The following is an 18,622-nucleotide window of genomic DNA, read 5'->3' as shown; positions in this document are numbered from 1 at the left end:
CACGTAAGGAGTCGTCGGCAGCGTCAGATGTGTATAAGAGACAGCGGTGGGGGTGCCCGGGGCGGTCGGAGCGGGGCTCGCCTCGACCGGAGGTGTGGGGGTGCCGGTGCCGGCGGCGGGGGCGCCGGGAGTGGCGGGCGTCGTGGGAGCGGCCGGCGTAGTGGGCGTCGTGGGCGTGGCCGCGGGGGTGCCGGGGTCCGCGGGGGCGGAGGGGTCGGCGGTCGTGGTGGGCACGGGGGTGGCGGTGGAGTCGCCACCGTTGCCGTTCCCGTCACCGTTCCCGTTGCTGTCGTCGGCGTTGTCGTCGAGCAGGCCCGTGCCCAGCTCGCAGCCGGGGAAGGCGTCGGGGCCGAGGTCGGCCAGGATCTTCTCGGCCACCTTGATCTGGTGGGCTCGTGAGGCGAGGTCGGGCCGCGGGCCGTAGAGGAGGCCGCCGTAGCGGATCCACACGTCCTCGGTGAGCGAGAGGCCGCCGAAGACGCCGTTGTCCGAGGTGGCGTCCCACTGCCCGCCGCTCTCGCATATCGCGACCTTGTCCCAGGTGCCGCCGTCCGCGGCCTGCGCGGCTCCGGCGCCCGCGCCCAGCAGGGGCAGCGCGAGTCCCGCACCGGTCGCCGCCACCGTCACCATGGCCGCGGGGGCCGGGCGGGGGCGTCGGTGCCTGCCGTTGGCGGAGAGCATACGGTCGCCTTTCATCGGTGCCGTTGCGCGCAGCCTTCGCACGCCTCGCGTTGACCGCAGAACGTAGCGGGGTTGGCCAACGGATCACAAGTCGATGTAGCGGTCGTCACGTCGCGGTCACGGGGTTGACGTCACGTCAGTTCGTCTGCGGGGCCTCGGGGGTGAAGGCCACCGGCAGCGTCCGCAGGCCGCGCATGATCAGGCCGCCGCGCCAGCGCAGATCGCCGGGTTCCGCGGCGAGTCGCAGGTCGGGCAGCCGGGTGAGCAGGGTCGCGAGCGCCGTTCTGGCTTCCAGGCGGGCCAGCGGCGCTCCGAGGCAGTAATGGATGCCGTGCCCGTACCCGAGATGCGGGTTGTCCCTGCGGGCGAGGTCGAGCCGGTCCGGGTCGGCGAAGCGGGCGGGATCGCGATCGGCCGCCGCGAGCACCACCAGGACCGGGTCGCCCTGGGCGATCGGCACGCCGCCGATCTCGACCGGCCGGGTGGCGTAGCGCCAGGTCGCCAGCTCGACGGGGCCGTCGTAGCGGAGGAGTTCCTCGATCCCGGTGTCCAGCAGGCCCTGGTCCCCCGTCACGACGGCCTGCTGGAGGGCCGCGCGCTGCTCCGGGTTGCGCAGCAGCGCGTAGGTGCCGTTCCCGATGAGGTTGACGGTGGTCTCGAACCCCGCGAAGAGCAGCACGAAGCACATGGCCGCGGCCTCGTTCTCCGTCAGGTGCTCGCCGTGGTCGGAGGCCCGGATCAGACCGGAGATCAGGTCGTCGGGCGGGCCGCCTGCGGCGCCGGCGGCCAGTTCGGCGCGCTTGCGGTGGATCAGCTCCGTCAGATACGTGCGCATCCGCTTGACCGAGCGCGCGACGCCGCCGCGCGGACCGCCGCCGTGCCGGATCATCATGCCTGCCCAGTCCCGGAAGTCGTCCTGGTCCTCGGCGGGCACGCCCAGCAGGTCGCAGATGGCGTAGATGGGGAGCGGGAAGGCGAACTCGTGGATCAGGTCCGCCTCCCCGCGCGACGCGAAACCGTCCACGAAACGGTCCGTCAGCTGCTGCACCCGTGTCCCGAAGCCCGCCACCCGGCGGGGGGTGAAGGCCTTGGAGACAAGGCGCCGCAGCCGGGTGTGGTCGGGCGGGTCGATGTTCAGCAGGTGCGTCATCAGGTCAGCGCTGCGCTCCCCCGGGATGCCGGTCTTCCCGCGCGCGCCGGGCGACTCCGCGTGGTGCACCGGGTTCTTGCTCAGCCGCGGGTCCGCCAGCGCCTCGCGCGCGTCGGCGTACCGCGTGACGAGCCAGGCCTCGACCCCGCTGGGCAACGTCGTGCGGTGGACGGGGGCGTGCTCGCGCAGCCAGGCGTAAGCCGGGTAGGGGTCCGTGGCGAACTCCCAGGTGAAGAGCTCGGGCATGGCGGCGCCGTCGGTCATCCCCCGACCGTACGCGACACGCCCCCGTGCCGGGTGCGGCGGCTACGGCTGCTGCCCCGGGGGCCCGTCCTGCGCGGCCCGCGCCTCGGACTCGGCGGCGCGTATCGCCGTACGGTAGCGGCGTGCCGCGTGCCGCAGGGCCGCCTCGGGGTCGATGCCGGACGACTGGGCGGTGGCGGCCTCGGCCAGCAGGTGGTCGCCGAGCGCGCTCTCGTCGTCGTAGAGCGGGGCGGGCGGGGTTACGGGCAGCGGGAGCCCGGCCTGCCGCGCCCTTCCGGCGAGCTTGGCGGCCAGTGCCAGGGCCGGGGAGGCGAGCGGCACTCCGTCCGTGACCGACTCGCGGGCCTTCTCGACACCCTTGAGCCGTATCCAGTTGGCCTGCACCTGCTCGGGCGTCTCGGCGATCTCGTCGCCGAAGATGTGCGGATGGCGGTGGATCAGCTTGTCGACCAGGCCGGCCGCCACGTCGTCGATGCCGAACGGCTCGTCCGGGTCCCCCTCGGCGATGGCGGCGTGGAAGACCACCTGGAGCAGCACGTCCCCCAGCTCCTCGCGGACCGCCGCCCGGTCGCCCTCCTCGATCGCCTCGACCAGCTCGTACATCTCCTCGATGCCGTACTTGGCGAGGTCCTCGTGCGTGCGCAGGCTGCTCCAGGGGCACTCTGTCCTGATCCGGTCCATCACCTGGACGAGATCCAGCAACCGTGCGCCCGGCAGGTCGTACGAGCCGGGCAGCAGCTCCAGGTCGGGCATCTCGACCCGGCCGGAACCGCCGAGCGCGGCGAGCTCCGCGGTGACCGCCCGGTCGCCCTCCCCGCCGTCCGCCGGCAGATACACCACCGTACGGCCCCCGGCCGCCGCCTCCACCAGCTCGCGACCGGTGGGCGCGGCGATCTCCACGGCCACCCCTGCCTCGTGCAGGAAGGGCAGCTGGGGATGCCCCGTGTCGGGACACAGCACCCGGTCGGCGCCGCGCAGCGCCTGCCACGCGGGCCAGGACAGCTGTCCCGGAGCCACCCGATGGCTGGTGGTGAGCAGGACCAGCCGGCCGGCGCCGCCCGCGGGGGCGGTGCCGGGAACGGCGGTGGAGTCGGAAGCGGAGTCGTTCACCCCTCGAACGTACCGCGAGGGTCCGACAACGGCCTCACGCGACCGGCGCCGCCGAGGACGGCGTCTTGGTGATCACCCAGGCGTCGGAGGTGTCGCCGATGCTGGCCTTCTTCTTGTCCCAGGTGCCGTAGCGCGGGTTGATCGTGACGCCTAGCTTGTCCGCGGTCTTGGTGAGGATGCCGAGCAGGGCGGTCTGGCCGCCGTCGCTGCCCGGCTGGTAGCCGAGGCTGGAGATCAGCTTGCCGAGCAGTGCGTTCGTCCGGAAGTAGGTGTCGGCCTCGGCGGGCGCGATGCCGAACTGCTGGAGCAGCGCGGCGTTCAGCGCCGCCTCGCTGCCGCCGAACTGCTGCAGCGCGGCAGCCCGGTCCTGCTGCGCCTCCTCCTCGGAGACCGTCACCCCGGCGTCTTCCGCGGCCCGTTCGATGACGGCGGTCTGCACGAGCATGGTCAGCGTCTGCGTCGAAAGCTTGGTGCTGGAGGCGAGCAGCTGGGCGCTCTGCGGGGACGCCTGCTGCGCCGCGCGCACCTGGTTGACCTTCGACTGCAGCGAGGCCACGGTGATCCGCTGGTCGCCCACCACGGCCGCGGCACCGGTCCGGTCCGGACCCGATCCGCACGCGGTCAGGGCGGGCGATGCCAGCAGCAGCGCGGCTGCGGCGATCGAGACGGCGGCGGTGCGGCGGCGGACCATGGGTGCCTCCCGGCAGGGGAACAAGCCTCACGATGCTGATGTGATGATCGAGCACGAGGATATTGATCCAGGGGCGCCGATATCCAGCACTCCGCACCACAGGATCCGCACAGTCCGCCTCCGGGGGCCGTATTCCCGCCGCCTTCCCACCCGTGGCCCGCCCGTGCCCCGCCCCGTGCCCGGCGGATTCCCGGCGGGCGGCCGCCCCCGCGGCTGAGCCGTCAGCCCGTGGGCAACCGCTCGGCGGGGCAGCCGCCGAGCACCTTGCGCATGGCGTCGCGCTCCGCGGAGGTCACCCACAGGCCGTACTTCTTCTTCACCGCCACCTGCCGCGCCACGTAGGCGCAGCGGAAGGCGGTGTTCGGCGGGAGCCAGGTGGCGGTGTCGCCGTCGCTCTTGCGGCGGTTGGTGGACGAGTCGACGGCCAGCAGGTTGAGCGGGTCGTTGGCGAAGTCGCGGCGCTTGTCGTCCGGCCACTGCTGGGCGCCTTTCTGCCACGCGTCGGACAGGGCCACGGCGTGGTCTATGTCGACCTTGCTCGCGCCGCGCTTGTAGGTGATCCGCGTGCCGGTGTATGGGTCGGCCAGGACCCCGGCGGTGACGATGCACTGCTTGGCACCGTCGCGGAAGGTCGTCTGCCGCAGGTCGCGCTTGAGTATGTCGTCGCGGGTGTCGCAGCCGTTGTGGTCGGTGTCGGCCCATGCGGGGCCGAAGCGGTCGCGCGAGTAGCCGGTCTTGGGCGCGCGGCCCTTGACGGTCAGCTGCCCGGCGGCCGCCAGCGCGCTGCCGGGCGCGCCTGCCGTGCTGCCCGGGGCGGCGGCGGAGGACGCCGAGGCACTGCCGCCGGCCGCGGGGGCGTTCGGGTCCTTGCAGCCCGCGAGGCCGCCGCCGAGGAGGACGGCGAGGGCCGCGGCGCAGGCCAGTGCCCGGGCGGGGTGGGAGCGGGCGGGCGCGGGGGGCCTGCCCGTCACGCTCGTCGGGGGGGTCGCGCCGGTCGCGCCGGACCCGGCGGGCGGGGTGGTCGTGGGTGCCATGTGCGCCTCTCAAGGGTCCGGCCGGTACGGCGACAGGTGCGACAAGCGGAAGAACAGTCCGTCAACTGCCTTCCCCCGATGGCGCAGACTACGGCTCCGCGCCCGCCCTGCAGTCCACCGGGTCGCCGGGACACCTGGTCACCCGGTCGCCGCGGGGCGGCCCGGTCGCGGCGGCCCGACCTCGCGTCGGCGCGCCGCCGCAAGGTCGCACCCTTCACGTGGCCAAGCTGGTAACACCCCGAAACGGGGCGAAAGGTGCGCACTGCGGTTTCGCGGCAGGGCAGCCGAGGCGACGGAAGGACCGGCGGATGAGCGGCGACGGCAACGGCGAGCGGGACCGCGCGGAGGCCGTGCTCCCGGCCCAGGAGCCCGGCGGCGTGCGGGAGATCCCCGCGCCCGCGCGCACGCAGGCCGCTGATGCCTCTGCCGGCCGCCCGGACGCGGCTGCCGCCACGGGCCGCGGGCGGCGGGAGCGGCCCGAACCGCCCCGGCCCGACCCGTGGCTGCTCGCCGGGGTCTTCGCCGCCGTCTACACGGCACTTTCGCTCTCCCGCTACCGCCGGATGGAGACGATGTCCTGGGACCTCGGGATCTTCGAGCAGGCGGTGAAGGGGTACGCCCACCTGCACGCCCCGGTCGCCGACCTCAAGGGCCCCGGCTTCGACGAGCTGGGCGACCACTTCAGCCCCGTCGTCGCCCTGATCGCGCCCTTCTACCGGGCCTTCCCGACCACGGTGACGCTGCTCGTGGCGCAGGCGCTGCTGTTCGCCCTGTCGGTGGTCCCCGTGACACGGGCGGCGGGACTGCTGCTCGGGCGGGGCGGCGGGCTGGCGATCGGCGCCGCGTACGGGCTGTCGTGGGGCGTCCAGCGAGCCGTCGAGTTCGACTTCCACGAGATCGCCTTCGCCGTGCCGCTGCTCGCCTCCTCCCTCGCCGCCGTGCTGCTGCGGCGCTGGACGGCGGCCATGCTCTGGGCGCTGCCGCTGGTGCTGGTCAAGGAGGATCTCGGCGCGGCGGTCGCGATGATCGGCGCGGTGGTGTGGCTGCGGGCCGGGCAGGACACCCTACGAGGCGCGGCCGGCGGGGGAGGGGTCCGTCCCTGGGCCCTGCGGCTGGCGGCCTTCGGGATCGTGGCATCGGCGTGGGAGATCGGCTGGCTCATTCCGCTCCTCCACGGCCCGGGTTACGACGCGTTCAACCACATCGACGGCGACGGCACGCTCACCGGCCACATCCCGCCGGTCACGGCGCTGCGCACGGTGCTGTGGGTGCTGCTGCCGGCCGGCGGACTGCTCGCGCTGCGCTCCCCGCTGCTGCTGGTCGCGCTACCGACCCTGGGATGGCGCTTCGTCTCGCACTACCCCGAGAACTGGGGCACCGCCTGGCACTACAACGCCGTGCTCATGCCGGTGGTCTTCCTCGCCGCGGTGGACTGCGCCGCCCAGGTCGCGGCAGCCGCACCGGGCGGCCGCCGGGCGCCGCAGTGGCTGCGCGCCGGTGCCCGCGCGCTGCCCGCCGCGGCGCTCGGGGCCGCGGTCGCGCTGGGCACCCAGCTCCCGGTGGCGGGACTCACGCACCTGGCCGCCTACCGGGTGGACGGCGGCACGCAGGCCGCCGAACGCGCCCTCGCCCGCATCCCGGACGGTGCCACGGTGGAGGCGAACGTGGGGCCGATCAGCCGCCTGGTCCGGCGCACCACCGTCTACTGGGTCGGCCAGACCGGCGGCCGGGCTCCGGACTACCTGGCCTTCGAGAACCTCTCCGGCTGGCTCACCGACCCGGCCGGCTACGCCCTGCAGCTCCACCCGCAGGCCCGCTACGCAACGGTCGCCGACGCCGGCGGCTACGTGGTGCTGCGCCGCGAGTGACCTCCGGCCTGTGTCCGCCGTCCGCCTACACGTGCACCTGGCCGAGCCACGCGAGTGTCCGGCGGATCTCGGCCGGGAAGGGGTGGTGCGGGCCGTGCACCCGCTCGGCGTCGTAGAGCAGCCGGGTCAGGATGTCGCGGGCGGCGGTGCGGTCGCCTATGGACAGCAGCAGGTGGGCCGTTCTGCGGCGGATGTCCAGCGGTGTGCCGGGGCTGGTGGCCGTCCACTGCTCGAAGTACGGCAGCAGCACCCGGTATTCGCTCAGCGCGGCCCTGGGGTCGCCCAGGTGCTCCAGGCACTGCGCCGCCTCGTAGCGGTACTGCAGCGCCTGGCGGTCCGCCCCGCCGTACTGCGAGGCGAACTCGTCCGACAGCCGCCGCAGTTCGGGCAGCGCCCGGCGGTACTGCCCGTCCTCCATCAGCGTGGCGGCGTACTGCTTGCGCAACGCCCGCAGGACGGGCGAGTGCTCGCCGTGCCTCTCGGCCGCCGCCGGGATGATTCCGCCCAGCATGTCCACCGCCTGGGTGATCCGGCCGGCGTCCAGCAGCCTCTTGACCTCGTCCACGGCCACGGCCAGGTCGGTGTCCTTGGGCGACTGCGCGGGCCGGGGCGGTACGACGGGCTTCGCGGGCACCGCCGGCGCGGCGACGCGGTCCGGCCACGGCGCCTGCGGACGCACGAAGGGCCGCGTCGGATCCATCGGCCCGAGCGCCGTCCGGTGCGCACCGGGCGGCGGCAGCAGTGCCGCCAGCTCCTGGTAGACGTCCTGCGCCGCGGCGGGGCGGTGCTGCGGGTCCTTGGCGAGCAGCCGCAGCACCAGCGCCTCCAGCGGCTCGGGCACCTCCGGCCGCAGCCGCCGCAGGGGCACCGGCGCCTCGTACAGATGCCGGTGCAGCACGCCGAGCGCCGTGGTGCCGGCGAACGGCACGTTCCCGCTGAGCAGTTCGTGCAGCACCACGCCCAGCGCGTACAGGTCCGTACGCGGACCGACCGCGCCGCCCATCGCCTGCTCCGGCGCCATGTACGCCGGGCTGCCGATGGGGGTGCCGGTGTGGGTCAGCCGCGTGGTGTCGGTGTCCATCACCGAGGCGACGCCCAGGTCGAGCACCGTGATCGTGCCGTCCGGACGGACCATCACATTGCGCGGCTTGAGGTCGCGGTGGACTATCGGCACCGCGTGGACCGCGGCCAGCACCGCGCACAGCTGCGCCCCCACCGCCACCGCCCACGGCCAGGGGTACGGCTCGTGCTCGGCGAGGTGGTCGCCGAGGTCGGCCCCCTCCACGTACTGCATGACCAGGTACAGCTCGTCGCCGTCCGCGCCCGCGTCGTGCACCGTCACCAGGCCCGGGTGGTCGACCTGGGCGGTGACCCGGCACTCCCGGTCGAACCGCTGCCGCAGCTCGCCGGCCTCGTCACCGCCCGCGACCTTGTCGGGCCGCAGCAGCTTCACCGCGACCCGGCGGTCCAACCGCCGGTCGTAGGCCGTCCACACCTGGCCCATACCGCCCTGGCCGATCACCGTGGCCAGTTCGTAGCGACCGGCGACGAGCCGACCGATCACCGGCCCTCCTCCTTGCGGAGGTAGTCGCTCAACTCGTCCAGCTCCGCACGCACTTGGTCGATCCGCTGTGCCTGCGGCCCGACCGCCGCCGCCCCCGTCGACGGCTCCGGCACGCGCGGTGCCGGCGGCACGGGCGCCGGGGTCCCGTACGAGCCCGGCCCGTTCGGGTGGGGCATGCCCGGATTCGACGGGTGGTTCGGCACGGGCGTGTGGTGCGGCGCCGACGTCCGGTGCGGGACGGGCGTCTGCTGCGGCATCGCGTGGGGCCCGGGTATCCCTGCGGTCATCCCGCCGGCCGCCGGGGCGTACCCGTTGGTGTACGGGTTCTGCGTCGGGTAGCCGTTGGGCACCGGATGTCCCGCGGCGCCCCCGGGGCCCCGTCTGATGTCGGCGACCAGGAAATACGCCGGGGTGCCGAACATGACGACCAGCACCGTCAGCGTCCCCGCGTTCGACTGCCAGGTGTCCGTGTTGTCGTGCGCGAGCCCGATCAGCGTGTAACCGGTGATGATCAGGACGATGTCGATCACCATCAGCGCCCAGTCGGCCGGATTGCGCCGCAGCACGGCCAGCCGCAGCATCGACGTCCAGGCGAGGAACCCGATCGAGAGCACCGGCAGCGCGGCGAACAGCACGCGCAGCCCGATCACGACGCCGCGACCCGGGGGCCGGGGCGGCGGCTGGGTGATGCCGGGGCCGTACATCTGGTGCTCCTGGTCGTCGAAGCGGATGGCTAGTCGAGAGCGTATCGGCCGCAACGGGCAGGCGGCGCGGGTTCCGCGACGGCCTGTGGACAACTATCCGGGCCGCACGGTGCCGTCCGTCAGTCCGTCGTAGAGCCCCTGCACGAGCTGGTCACCGAGCTGGGTCGCCTGGCGCAGCGCGTCCTCGAAGGCCGCGAGGGTCCGGAAGCGCTCGCCGTAGCGCCGCTGCTCGGCCGGGGGCAGCCGCGGCACCTGGAGTCGCCGCACGTCGATCCGGGTGGATGTCGTCGCGAAACTACTGGCCTGGCGGCTGTTGGCGGTACCGCGCAGGAAGCCTGCGAGGAACCACGGGTCGAGCGCCCCGGTGTCCGGCCGCAGCAGGTACACGTTGCGTCCGAGCGCGGCGCCCGCGATGGCGGCGTCCACCACCCGGGCCACTCCTCCGCCACCGAGGATCGGCACCACCACGTCCCCCTCCTCGACGAGCACCGGCTCCTCGGCGGGCCCTTCGGCGCGGCCCGGCGGGAGTATGCCGGTGGGTCCGCCGCCCGCGATGACGTCGTGCTCGGTCAGCACGGCGGGCGGGGCGGCGGAGCCGTCCTGCGGGGCGATGCCCCCGCCGCCCGCGCGCATCAGCAGGGCGCCGGACCGGGCCAGTTCGCCCACGGTCGTGGTCGGCCAGCGGGCCGGCTCACCGTCCGCCGGTGGCGCGGGGGCCATGTCCGCGGTGCGGCGCAGCGTCTGGGCCAGCCTGTCCCGCACGGTCTCCAGCTCGGCGGCGCCCCCGTCGGCGGCGGGCGGCGGGAGATGCCGCGCGGGCGTCACGTCCACGTCGTCGTCGAGCAGTTCGATGACCGGCAGCGTGCGGTTCAGGCCGGGGCGGTCGGGCACCGAGCCGTGCCGGTCGAAGGCCCGCCACGTGTCGAGGACCGCCGAGCTGACGGCGAACCAGGGCGCCTTCTCGGCTCCGGATCCCGGTATTCCCGCCGCGTCGAACAGCAGCAGCTCGGCCGGCGGCCGGTGCTCGGGGTGCGGCTTGCGCAGCACCCACAGATGGAGCGGCAGCCCGTGCGGCGGCGCGGCTCCCGCGGGCAGCGCGACGACAGCGCGCAGCGCGCCCCGGCGCAGCAGGTCCGCGCGCACCCGTCGGCCCGACCTGCGGGACGCGACGGCGGGCGGCATGAGCATCACCACCGTGCCCCCCTCCCTGGTGTGAGCCAGTGCGTGCTGGAGCCAGGCCAGCTCGGACTCCGTGCGGGCCGGGAAGCCGTATTCCCAGCGCGGGTCGTAACCCAGCTCGTCATGGCCCCAGTTGCGGTCGTTGAACGGCGGGTGGCAGAGCACGGTGTCGACGGCCAGGTCATGGAAGGCGTCCGCGCGCAGGCTGTCGCCCGTGCCGACCCGGACCCGGACGGTGGGGTCGGTCGCCAGTGCCAGACGCAGTGCGGTCAGCGACGCCAACTCGGGGTCGATCTCCTGCGCGTGCACGGTGGCGGTGGCCCCGCTGGCGCGCAGCAGGGCTCCGCTGCCGCAGGCAGGGTCGAGCACGCTGCCGGGGCGCTCCCCGGCCAGTGCGGCCATCAGCTCCGCCGGGCCCGGCGGGGTGAGGACGAACTGCCTCGGGTTGGCGTCGAGATAGCGGCCGAAGAGGAATTCGTAGGTCTGGGCGGGGCCGACGTCCTCGGCGAACTTCACCGCGGTGCGCAGCAGCGGCACGGCTTCGTCGAGCTGCTCCGGGAGCCGCACGGGGTGGTTCGGGCCGAACCGCGCGGCCAGCGCGGACTCCAGCTCGGCCGGCAACCGGTCGGCCAGCTCACTGTCGGACGCGGCGCTGTAGTGGACCGCCAGGCGAGGATCCTCCCGCACGAGCATCAGAACGGATCCGGCGATCCGCAGGGCGGCGGGCACGCCTTCCGGGTGGCTGTCGGCGCGCTGCCAGAGGCGCTCGTACAGCGGCACGGAGGGGAGCTTGCCCTGTTCGCGCAGCCATCTCTCGATGGCGGCCAGCTCGTAGGTCGGGCTGGTGTCGGAGCCTCCCACGGGCCTGGGGAAGTCGTCGTGGCGTCGGCGCCAGTTGCTGACGGCGGCCCTTCCGACGCCGGCCAGCCTGGCGATCTCCGCCGCCGTCACCTCGCTCGCGTGCTCGGGCACTGTCCTCTCCTTCCTCCTGCTCGTCCGCGCGTGTGCTGTGTCTGTGAGGGCGAGCATACCCAGCGATCACGATCGAACCCCTTCACGGCGTGAACATCACTCGTTCGAGATTTAATGTTGACTCGGTTCACAGATCGATGCTCTCATGGTGCCAACGGTTCACAGGGCCACCGAGGCCCGCCGAGCGCAGGGGGGAATCCCATGTCCAAGACGTCTCTCGTCCGACTCGCCGCAGCGGGCACCGTCACCGCGTTCCTCGCGATCGGGATCGCGGCCTGCGGGCCCTCGGACGATTCGGCGGGCTCGTCCAGCCCGTCCGCGAAGGGCGGCGACACCGCGTCCTCGCCGGCCGCGCCCTCGTCCGCGCCCGCACAGAAGAAAGAGGACAAGCCGGCGGACAAGCCCGCCGTCAAGGGGGACGGCACGTTCGAGGTCGGCAAGGACATCCAGCCGGGCACGTACCGGACCAGCGGCAATTCCGACGGCATGTGCTACTGGGAGCGCGACAAGGACGCCAAGGGTGACACCGACTCGATCCTCGCGAACGACACCGTGTACGGCAGCAGCTACGTGACGATCAAGCCGACGGACAAGATCTTCACGTCGACGGACTGCAAGGACTGGTTCGCCGCCGGGAAGGACAAGCCCGCCTCGCCGAAGACGTCGATGGGGGACGGCATGTACAAGGTGGGCACGGACATAGCCGCCGGCACCTACAAGGCCAAGGGCGGCGAGACCTGCTACTGGGAGCGCACCAAGGACGCGCTGCACGACGTGGACTCGATCCTCGCGAACGACAACGTCACCGGCCAGGCCGTGGTCACGATCACCGCCAAGGACGCCTACTTCAAGACGGCGGACTGCGGCACCTGGACCAAGACCGGCTGAGCAAGGAGGCAAGTGCCGTCCGTCCCATGGGTCCCGCGCGGACAGCCTCGTCCCGTATCTTTTCCGGCAGACCCGACCCCACATCCTCGGGAGGACGTCGATGGACAGGGCCGAGGCCGTCATACCGCAATCCGGCGGAAAGGCGGCGCCGCCTGCCGCAGAACCGGGCACCGCCACGGCGGTACGCCCCCGGCTGCGGATACCGGGAGCACGCCTCGACCCGTATCTGCTCAGCGTCGTCTTCTTCGTCGCCTACTTCCTGCTGTCGCTCGTGCGGTACCGCAGGATGCTCACGATGTCCTGGGACCTGGGCATCTTCGAGCAGGCGGTGAAGGGGTACGCCCACCTGCAGGCGCCGACCACCACGCTGAAGGGCCCGGGCTTCAACGCGCTCGGCGACCACTTCAGCCCGGTGACCGCTCTGATCGCGCCCTTCTACCGGGTCTTCCCGACGCCGGTGACGCTGCTCGTCGCGCAGGCCCTGCTGTTCGCGATCTCGGTCGTCCCGGTCACCCGCGGCGCCTCGCTGCTCCTCGGGCGGGGCCGGGGGATCGCGATCGGCGCGGCCTACGGATTGTCGTGGGCCGTCCAGCGAGCAGTCGACTTCGACTTCCACGAGATCGCCTTCGCGATGCCGCTGCTGGCCTTCTCCCTGGAAGCCGTGGTCCGCAAGCGGTGGGGGGCGGCCCTGTGGTGGGCGGTGCCGCTGGTGCTGGTCAAGGAGGACCTGGGAGTCACGGCCGCGACGATCGGCGCGATCGTCTGGTGGCGCACCCGTGAGAGTTCACGGGCGGCCGCGCAGGCGGCCGGGACGGAGCCGGCGGCGTCCGGACCCGCCGGTGCCGCGGCGGACGAGGACGGTACGGAGGGCGGGCCCGCGGACGCCGGAACCGGCGGGGCAGCGGACGGAAAGGCAGCGAAGGGAGGTGACCGGGTGGACGTGCCGCTGAGCGACGCGGAGCGGTACGGGCCGTGGGCGATCGGGCTGATCGGTTTCGGGGTGGCGGCGTCCGCTCTGGCCGTCACGGTGCTGATCCCCGCGTTCTACGGGCCCGGATACGACGCGTTCAACCACATCAACGGGGACGGGACGCTGACCGGTCACATCCCGTTCGGCACGGCACTGCGCACGCTGCTGTGGATCCTGCTGCCGACCACCGGGCTGCTGGCGCTGCGGTCACCGCTGATCGTCGCGGCGCTGCCGACCATCGGGTGGCGCTTCGTGTCGCACTACCCGGAGAACTGGGGCACGGCCTGGCACTACAGCGCGGTGCTGATGCCGGTGGTGTTCCTGGCACTGGTGGACGCCGCGGACCGGTCGCGGGACAGCCGTGCCCGTTGGCTGCGGTCCTACGCGTCCGGGGTGCCGGCCGCGGCGGTAGGGGCGGCGATGGCGCTGACGCTGTCGATGCCGCTGGCCTCGCTCGGGCACTCCGACACCTACAAGGTGGACGCGCGCACCAAGACGGTCGAGAAGCTGCTGGACCAGATACCCGACGGCGCCACCGTGGAGGCGAACGTCGGACCGATCAGCCGGCTTGTGCACCGCACGACCGTCTACTGGGTGGGCGGTACGAAAGGTGTCGTGCCGCAGTACATCGCGATCGACAACTCCAGTGGGTGGGTGCCGGACCCGGTGACCTACGGTGCACAGCTGCACCCCGGCTCGACGTACACGCAGATGGCCAGCGCGGACGGCTATGTGATCCTGCGCCGCAACTAGGCACCGCCGGGTCGTCCGGTGACCGCACGGTGACCGGACGGCGGTGCGGGAGCGCGGGGGCGGGTCAGCCGGCCGGGTAGTCGACGTAGGCGAAGTGGCGGCCGTCGGGCGACCAGCTGTTGACGTTGAGGCTGCCCTGCCCGCCGAAGAAGGCGTAGAGGTCGCGTGGGGCGCCGCTGCCGTCGGCGTCCAGCAGGCGCAGGACGACGTCGCGGTCGGCGGGGTGGCCCTCGGTACCGGGCGGGAAGCTGATGTAGAGCAGGTGGCGGCCGTCCGGCGAGGGGTGCGGGAACCAGTTCACGCGCTCGTCGGAGGTCAGCCGGGTCAGCTCGGAGCCGTCGGGGCGCATGCGGAAGAGCTGGGCGTGGCCGGGGACGGCGGCGCCGTGCTCGGAGTTGAAGACGATCCACTCGCCGTCCGGGGTGAATTCCGGGCCGTCGGCGGGAGCGGGGGTGTCGGTGAGCCGGGTGTCGGGGCCGCCGGCCGAAGGGAGGGTGAAGATGTTGCGGTAGCCCCAGTCGTTGCCGCCGTGGGGCTCGACGCCGACGTAGGAGAGGGTCTGCCCGTCGGGTGAGACGCCGTGCAGGAAGTGCCGGAAGGGGCCGGGGCCGCGGTCGTTGGTTACGCGGCGGGCCGGGCCACCGGTGAAGGGGACGGCGTGGATGTGGCCGTCGCCGGCCGACAGGTAGACGGTGGCGCCGTCCGGGGAGAGGACGTGGTCGTTGTTGGCGTCGGTGATGCCGCCGGTGTCGATGACTTCGGGAAGCACGCCGTCGCCGGGGGCGGCGCCGGCGGGGATGCGCAGCAGCAGGCCGTCCTGGTTGAAGACCAGCCAGCGGCCGTCGGGGGACCAGTTCGGCGCCTCCAGCGCGCTGTGCGCGGTCTCGTGTACCAGCCGCGGGGCACCGCCCTCGATGTCGCCGACCAGCAGCCGGGCGCGCTGCCCGAGTGCCAGCGGCCGTACGTTCGTCCCCGCTCCGGTGATCGTCACGCCCGCACTGTAGCCGCGCGGGTCCCGGCGGACACCGGGGCCCGCACTGTAGCCGCGCGGGTCCCGGCGGACACCGGTCGGGGCCGGACGGAAGCGGCCCGGGCGGGTGGCCCGGGTCCGAAGCGTCGGTCAGTTGTCGAGGATGGTGGTCAGGAACTCCGCGGTCCACTGGAGCAGTTCGCGGCCGACGACGGGCTTTCCGCCGATGCGGGCGGTGGCCGGGCGCGGCACCAGGACCTGGTGGGCGGCCGGTTTGAGGACCGCGCGCGGGTGCAGCCGGTTCAGCCGCAGCTCCTGCGACTCGCGCAGCTCGACCGGGCCGAAGCGGACGTTGGAGCCCTGCAGGGTGATGTCGGTGACGCCGACCTTGCGGGCCAGCATCCGCAGGCCGGCCACCAGGAGCAGGTTCTCGACCGGCTCGGGCAGCGGGCCGTAGCGGTCGACCAGCTCCTCGCGGACGGCGGTGATGTCCTCCTCGGAAGACGCGGCGGCGATGGCGCGGTAGGCCTGCAGACGCAGCCGCTCGCCGGGGGCGTAGTCGTGCGGGACGTGGGCGTCGACGGGCAGTTCGATCTTGACTTCGAGCAGCGTCTCCTCCGGCTCGCCGCCCGACTCCAGGGCCGAGCGGTAGTCGGCCACTGCCTCGCCGACCATCCGGACGTACAGGTCGAAGCCGACGCCCGCGATGTGGCCGGACTGCTCGCCGCCCAGCAGGTTGCCCGCGCCGCGGATCTCCAGGTCCTTCATCGCGACGTACATGCCCGCGCCCATCTCCGTGTGCTGGGCGATGGTGGCGAGCCGCTCGTGCGCGGTCTCGGTGAGCGGCTTCTCCGGCGGGTAGAGGAAGTAGGCGTAGCCGCGCTCGCGGGAGCGCCCGACGCGGCCGCGCAGCTGGTGCAGCTGCGACAGGCCGAAGGTGTCGCCGCGCTCGACGATGAGGGTGTTGGCGTTGGAGATGTCGATCCCGGACTCCACGATCGTGGTGGAGACCAGCACGTCGAAGCGTTTCTCCCAGAAGTCCACCACGACCGACTCCAGGGCGGACTCGCTCATCTGCCCGTGCGCGGTGGCGATCCGCGCCTCGGGCACGATGGCGCGCAGCCGCGCCGCCGCCCGGTCGATGGACTCGACCCGGTTGTGGATGTAGAAGACCTGCCCCTCGCGCAGCAGCTCACGCCGGATGGCGGCGCCGATCTGCTTCTCCTCGTAGGGCCCGACGAAGGTCAGCACCGGGTGCCGCTCCTCCGGCGGAGTGGTGATGGTGGACATCTCCCGGATGCCGGTGACGGCCATCTCCAGGGTGCGCGGGATCGGCGTCGCGGACATGGTCAGCACGTCGACGTTGGCCCGCAGCTTCTTCAGCTGCTCCTTGTGCTCGACGCCGAAGCGCTGCTCCTCGTCGACGATCACCAGGCCCAGGTCCTTGAAACGGGTCTCGGAGGCGAAGAGCCGGTGGGTGCCGATGACGACGTCCACCGAGCCGTCCCGCAGCCCCTCCAGCACCGCCTTCGCCTCGGTGTCGGTCTGGAAGCGGGACAGCGCCCGCACGTTGACAGGGAATTGCGCGTAGCGCTCGGAGAAGGTGCCGAAGTGCTGCTGCACCAGCAGCGTCGTCGGCACCAGCACGGCCACCTGCTTGCCGTCCTGCACGGCCTTGAAGGCCGCCCGCACCGCGATCTCGGTCTTGCCGTAGCCGACGTCGCCGCAGATCAGCCGGTCCATAGGCACCGACTTCTCCATGTCGCCCTTGACCTCGGCGATGGTGGTGAGCTGGTCGGGCGTCTCCACGTACGGGAAGGCGTCCTCCAGCTCCCGCTGCCAGGGGGTGTCCGGGCCGAAGGTGTGGCCGGGCGCGGCCATCCGGGCGGAGTACAGCCGGATCAGGTCGGCCGCGATCTCCTTGACCGCCTTCTTCGCCCGCGCCTTGGTCTTCGTCCAGTCCGCGCCGCCCAGCCGGTGCAGCGTGGGGGCCTCGCCGCCGACGTACTTGGTGATCTGCTCCAGCTGGTCGGTCGGCACGAAGAGCCGGTCGCCGGGCTGGCCGCGCTTGGCCGGGGCGTACTCGACGACCAGGTACTCGCGGGTGGCGCCCTGCACGGTGCGCTGCACCATCTCCACGTAGCGGCCCACGCCGTGCTGCTCGTGCACGATGTAGTCGCCGCCGGTCAGGGTGAGCGGGTCGATGGTCTTGCGGCGCCGGGACGGCATCCGCCCCATGTCCTTGGTGGACGACTTCTGCCCGGAAAGGTCGGTCTCGGTCAGCACCGCCAGCCGCAGGCCCGGGTCGACGAAGCCGTGCTCCAGCGAGCCGGTGGCCACGTGCACCACGGACGGCGCGAGGTCGGCCAGCTCGATGTCGAGCCGGGCCGCGATGCCCTCCCCCGCCAGCACCTCGGCGACCCGGGAGGCCGGTCCGTGGCCCTCGGTGACGTAGACGGTGCGCCAGCCCTCGGCGAGCCAGCCCTTGGTGTCGGCCAGCGCCCGCGCGGTGTCCCCGCGGTAGACCTCGGGAGCGCGCATGCCCAGCTTGAGGGTGTCCCCGGCCAGGTCGTCGGCCTCGTCCGCGGCGAACGGGCTCACCGACCACCACGCGATACCCAGCTCGCCGGCCCGGTGCCGTACGTCCGCGATCGGCCACAGCGACGCCGCGCCCAGGTCGATCGGCGCCTCGCCGCCGCCCGCCGACGCCGCCCAGGACGCCTCCAGGAACTCCTGCGAGGTCGCCACCAGGTCCGCGGCCCTGGTCCGCACCCGTTCCGGGTCGCACACCACCGTCATCGCCCCGGCCGGCAGCACGTCCAGCAGCAGCTCCATCGAGTCCACCAGCACCGGGGCGAGCGACTCCATGCCCTCGACGGCGATGCCCTCGGCGATCTTGTCGAGCATCTCGCCCAGCTCGGGGTGCGCCGCGGCCAGCTCGGCCGCCCGCGCCCGCACGTCGTCGGTGAGCAGCAGCTCGCGGCACGGAGGCGCCCACAGGCCGTGCTCGGCGACCTCCAGGGAGCGCTGGTCGGCGACCTTGAAGTAGCGGATCTCCTCGACCTCGTCGCCCCAGAACTCCACCCGCAGCGGATGCTCCTCGGTCGGCGGGAAGACGTCCAGGATGCCGCCGCGCACCGCGAACTCGCCGCGCTTCTCGACGAGTTCCACCCGCGCGTACGCGGCTGCCGCCAGCCCTTCCACGATCGTGCCCAGGTCGGCGCTCTGCCCGCTCGCCAGCGCCACGGGCTCCAGCTCGCTCAGCCCCTTGACCTGCGGCTGCAGCACCGAGCGGATCGGCGCGACCACGACCTGCACGGGCCCGGCCGTCGGGTCGTCCGCCCTCGGGTGCGCGAGCCGGCGCAGCACCGCCAGCCGGCGGCCCACGGTGTCGCTGCGCGGCGAGAGCCGCTCGTGCGGCAGGGTCTCCCACGCCGGGTACTCCACGACGCCGTCCGCGGGCAGCATGGACCGCAGCGCCGCGGCCAGGTCCTCGGCCTCCCGGCCGGTCGCGGTGACCGCGAGCACCGGGCGCCGGGCCTTCGCGGCGAGCGCCGCGATGGCCAGCGGGCGCGCGGCCGGCGGACCGACCAGATCCACGTGCGGCCGCGCTCCGGAGACCGCGGCCTGGACCGCCTCGGCGAGGGCGGTGTCGGCGACGGCTGCGTCGACCAGACCGTTCAGACTCATGAGGGTTCCGTCCCGGGGGGTACGTGTAGGGGCGCCGCCGCACGGGGCAACGCGACCGCCCGACACGTCTCACGTGCCGGGGGTCCCTCCAGCGTACGGCCTCCGGCCGGGGCCTGCCCTCCGCGTAGGGGGTG

At 73.3% G+C, this 18,622-nt stretch carries 13 protein-coding genes; 3 read left to right on the top strand and 10 right to left on the bottom strand.

Annotated elements, in window-relative coordinates:
• From IH54_RS46640 to IH54_RS0108400, 5 genes are all read right to left on the bottom strand, one after another.
• The coding region (locus tag IH54_RS46640; protein ID WP_043180165.1) for a transglycosylase family protein at nucleotides 1-681 on the bottom strand (681 nt) is incomplete at its 3' end.
• A gap of 136 nt (nucleotides 682-817) precedes the next feature.
• On the bottom strand, nucleotides 818-2,095 hold the full coding sequence (locus tag IH54_RS0108415) for a cytochrome P450 family protein (protein WP_031514424.1): 1,278 nt from the start codon (nucleotides 2,093-2,095) through the stop codon (nucleotides 818-820).
• A gap of 42 nt (nucleotides 2,096-2,137) precedes the next feature.
• Entirely contained in the window at nucleotides 2,138-3,205 is a 1,068-nt protein-coding gene (locus tag IH54_RS0108410; protein WP_052397202.1) for a nucleoside triphosphate pyrophosphohydrolase, read from the bottom strand.
• A 34-nt stretch (nucleotides 3,206-3,239) separates the two neighbouring features.
• Nucleotides 3,240-3,896 (bottom strand): SurA N-terminal domain-containing protein, encoded by a 657-nt coding sequence (locus tag IH54_RS0108405; RefSeq protein ID WP_031514420.1) that lies wholly within the window; start codon nucleotides 3,894-3,896, stop codon nucleotides 3,240-3,242.
• A 221-nt stretch (nucleotides 3,897-4,117) separates the two neighbouring features.
• Complete coding sequence (locus IH54_RS0108400; protein WP_078862027.1) at nucleotides 4,118-4,930, bottom strand: HNH endonuclease family protein; 813 nt, start codon at nucleotides 4,928-4,930, stop codon at nucleotides 4,118-4,120.
• Between the two features lie 308 nt (nucleotides 4,931-5,238).
• Here IH54_RS0108400 and IH54_RS0108395 point away from each other — a divergent pair, with 308 nt between their 5' ends.
• Nucleotides 5,239-6,798 (top strand): DUF2079 domain-containing protein, encoded by a 1,560-nt coding sequence (locus tag IH54_RS0108395; RefSeq protein WP_078862026.1) that lies wholly within the window; start codon nucleotides 5,239-5,241, stop codon nucleotides 6,796-6,798.
• A 25-nt stretch (nucleotides 6,799-6,823) separates the two neighbouring features.
• Here the strand turns inward: IH54_RS0108395 and IH54_RS0108390 are convergent, their stop codons facing one another.
• The 3 genes from IH54_RS0108390 to IH54_RS0108380 all read right to left on the bottom strand — a co-directional run bounded on the left by IH54_RS0108390 (nucleotide 6,824) and on the right by IH54_RS0108380 (nucleotide 11,217).
• Nucleotides 6,824-8,362 (bottom strand): serine/threonine-protein kinase, encoded by a 1,539-nt coding sequence (locus tag IH54_RS0108390; RefSeq protein ID WP_031514414.1) that lies wholly within the window; start codon nucleotides 8,360-8,362, stop codon nucleotides 6,824-6,826.
• Nucleotides 8,359-9,066: a hypothetical protein gene (locus IH54_RS0108385; RefSeq protein WP_031514412.1), complete on the bottom strand. Its 708-nt coding sequence runs from the start codon at nucleotides 9,064-9,066 to the stop codon at nucleotides 8,359-8,361. The genes IH54_RS0108390 and IH54_RS0108385 overlap by 4 nt, the downstream gene beginning before the upstream one ends.
• Before the next feature lie 93 nt (nucleotides 9,067-9,159).
• Complete coding sequence (locus IH54_RS0108380) at nucleotides 9,160-11,217, bottom strand: N-6 DNA methylase (RefSeq protein WP_031514410.1); 2,058 nt, start codon at nucleotides 11,215-11,217, stop codon at nucleotides 9,160-9,162.
• Nucleotides 11,218-11,418: 201 nt separating this feature from the next.
• Here IH54_RS0108380 and IH54_RS0108375 point away from each other — a divergent pair, with 201 nt between their 5' ends.
• A complete protein-coding gene (locus IH54_RS0108375; RefSeq protein ID WP_043180162.1) occupies nucleotides 11,419-12,105 on the top strand; it encodes a hypothetical protein in 687 nt (228 codons plus the stop codon).
• Nucleotides 12,106-12,205: 100 nt separating this feature from the next.
• On the top strand, nucleotides 12,206-13,828 hold the full coding sequence (locus IH54_RS0108370; RefSeq protein ID WP_043180160.1) for a DUF2079 domain-containing protein: 1,623 nt from the start codon (nucleotides 12,206-12,208) through the stop codon (nucleotides 13,826-13,828).
• 64 nt (nucleotides 13,829-13,892) lie between these two features.
• Here IH54_RS0108370 and IH54_RS0108365 read toward each other — a convergent pair whose 3' ends face one another.
• Nucleotides 13,893-14,819 carry a TolB family protein gene (locus tag IH54_RS0108365; protein WP_199923353.1) on the bottom strand — a complete coding sequence of 309 codons (927 nt, stop codon included), beginning with the start codon at nucleotides 14,817-14,819 and terminating at the stop codon, nucleotides 13,893-13,895.
• Between the two features lie 129 nt (nucleotides 14,820-14,948).
• A complete protein-coding gene (mfd, locus tag IH54_RS0108360; RefSeq protein ID WP_031514402.1) occupies nucleotides 14,949-18,488 on the bottom strand; it encodes a transcription-repair coupling factor in 3,540 nt (1,179 codons plus the stop codon).
• Between the last annotated feature and the right edge of the window lie 134 nt (nucleotides 18,489-18,622).

The organism is Streptomyces sp. NRRL F-5123 (assembly GCF_000721495.1).
Taxonomy (GTDB): domain Bacteria; phylum Actinomycetota; class Actinomycetes; order Streptomycetales; family Streptomycetaceae; genus Actinacidiphila.
The sequence above is the reverse complement of the archived record's forward strand: the minus strand, read 5'-3'. Positions and strand labels throughout refer to the sequence as shown.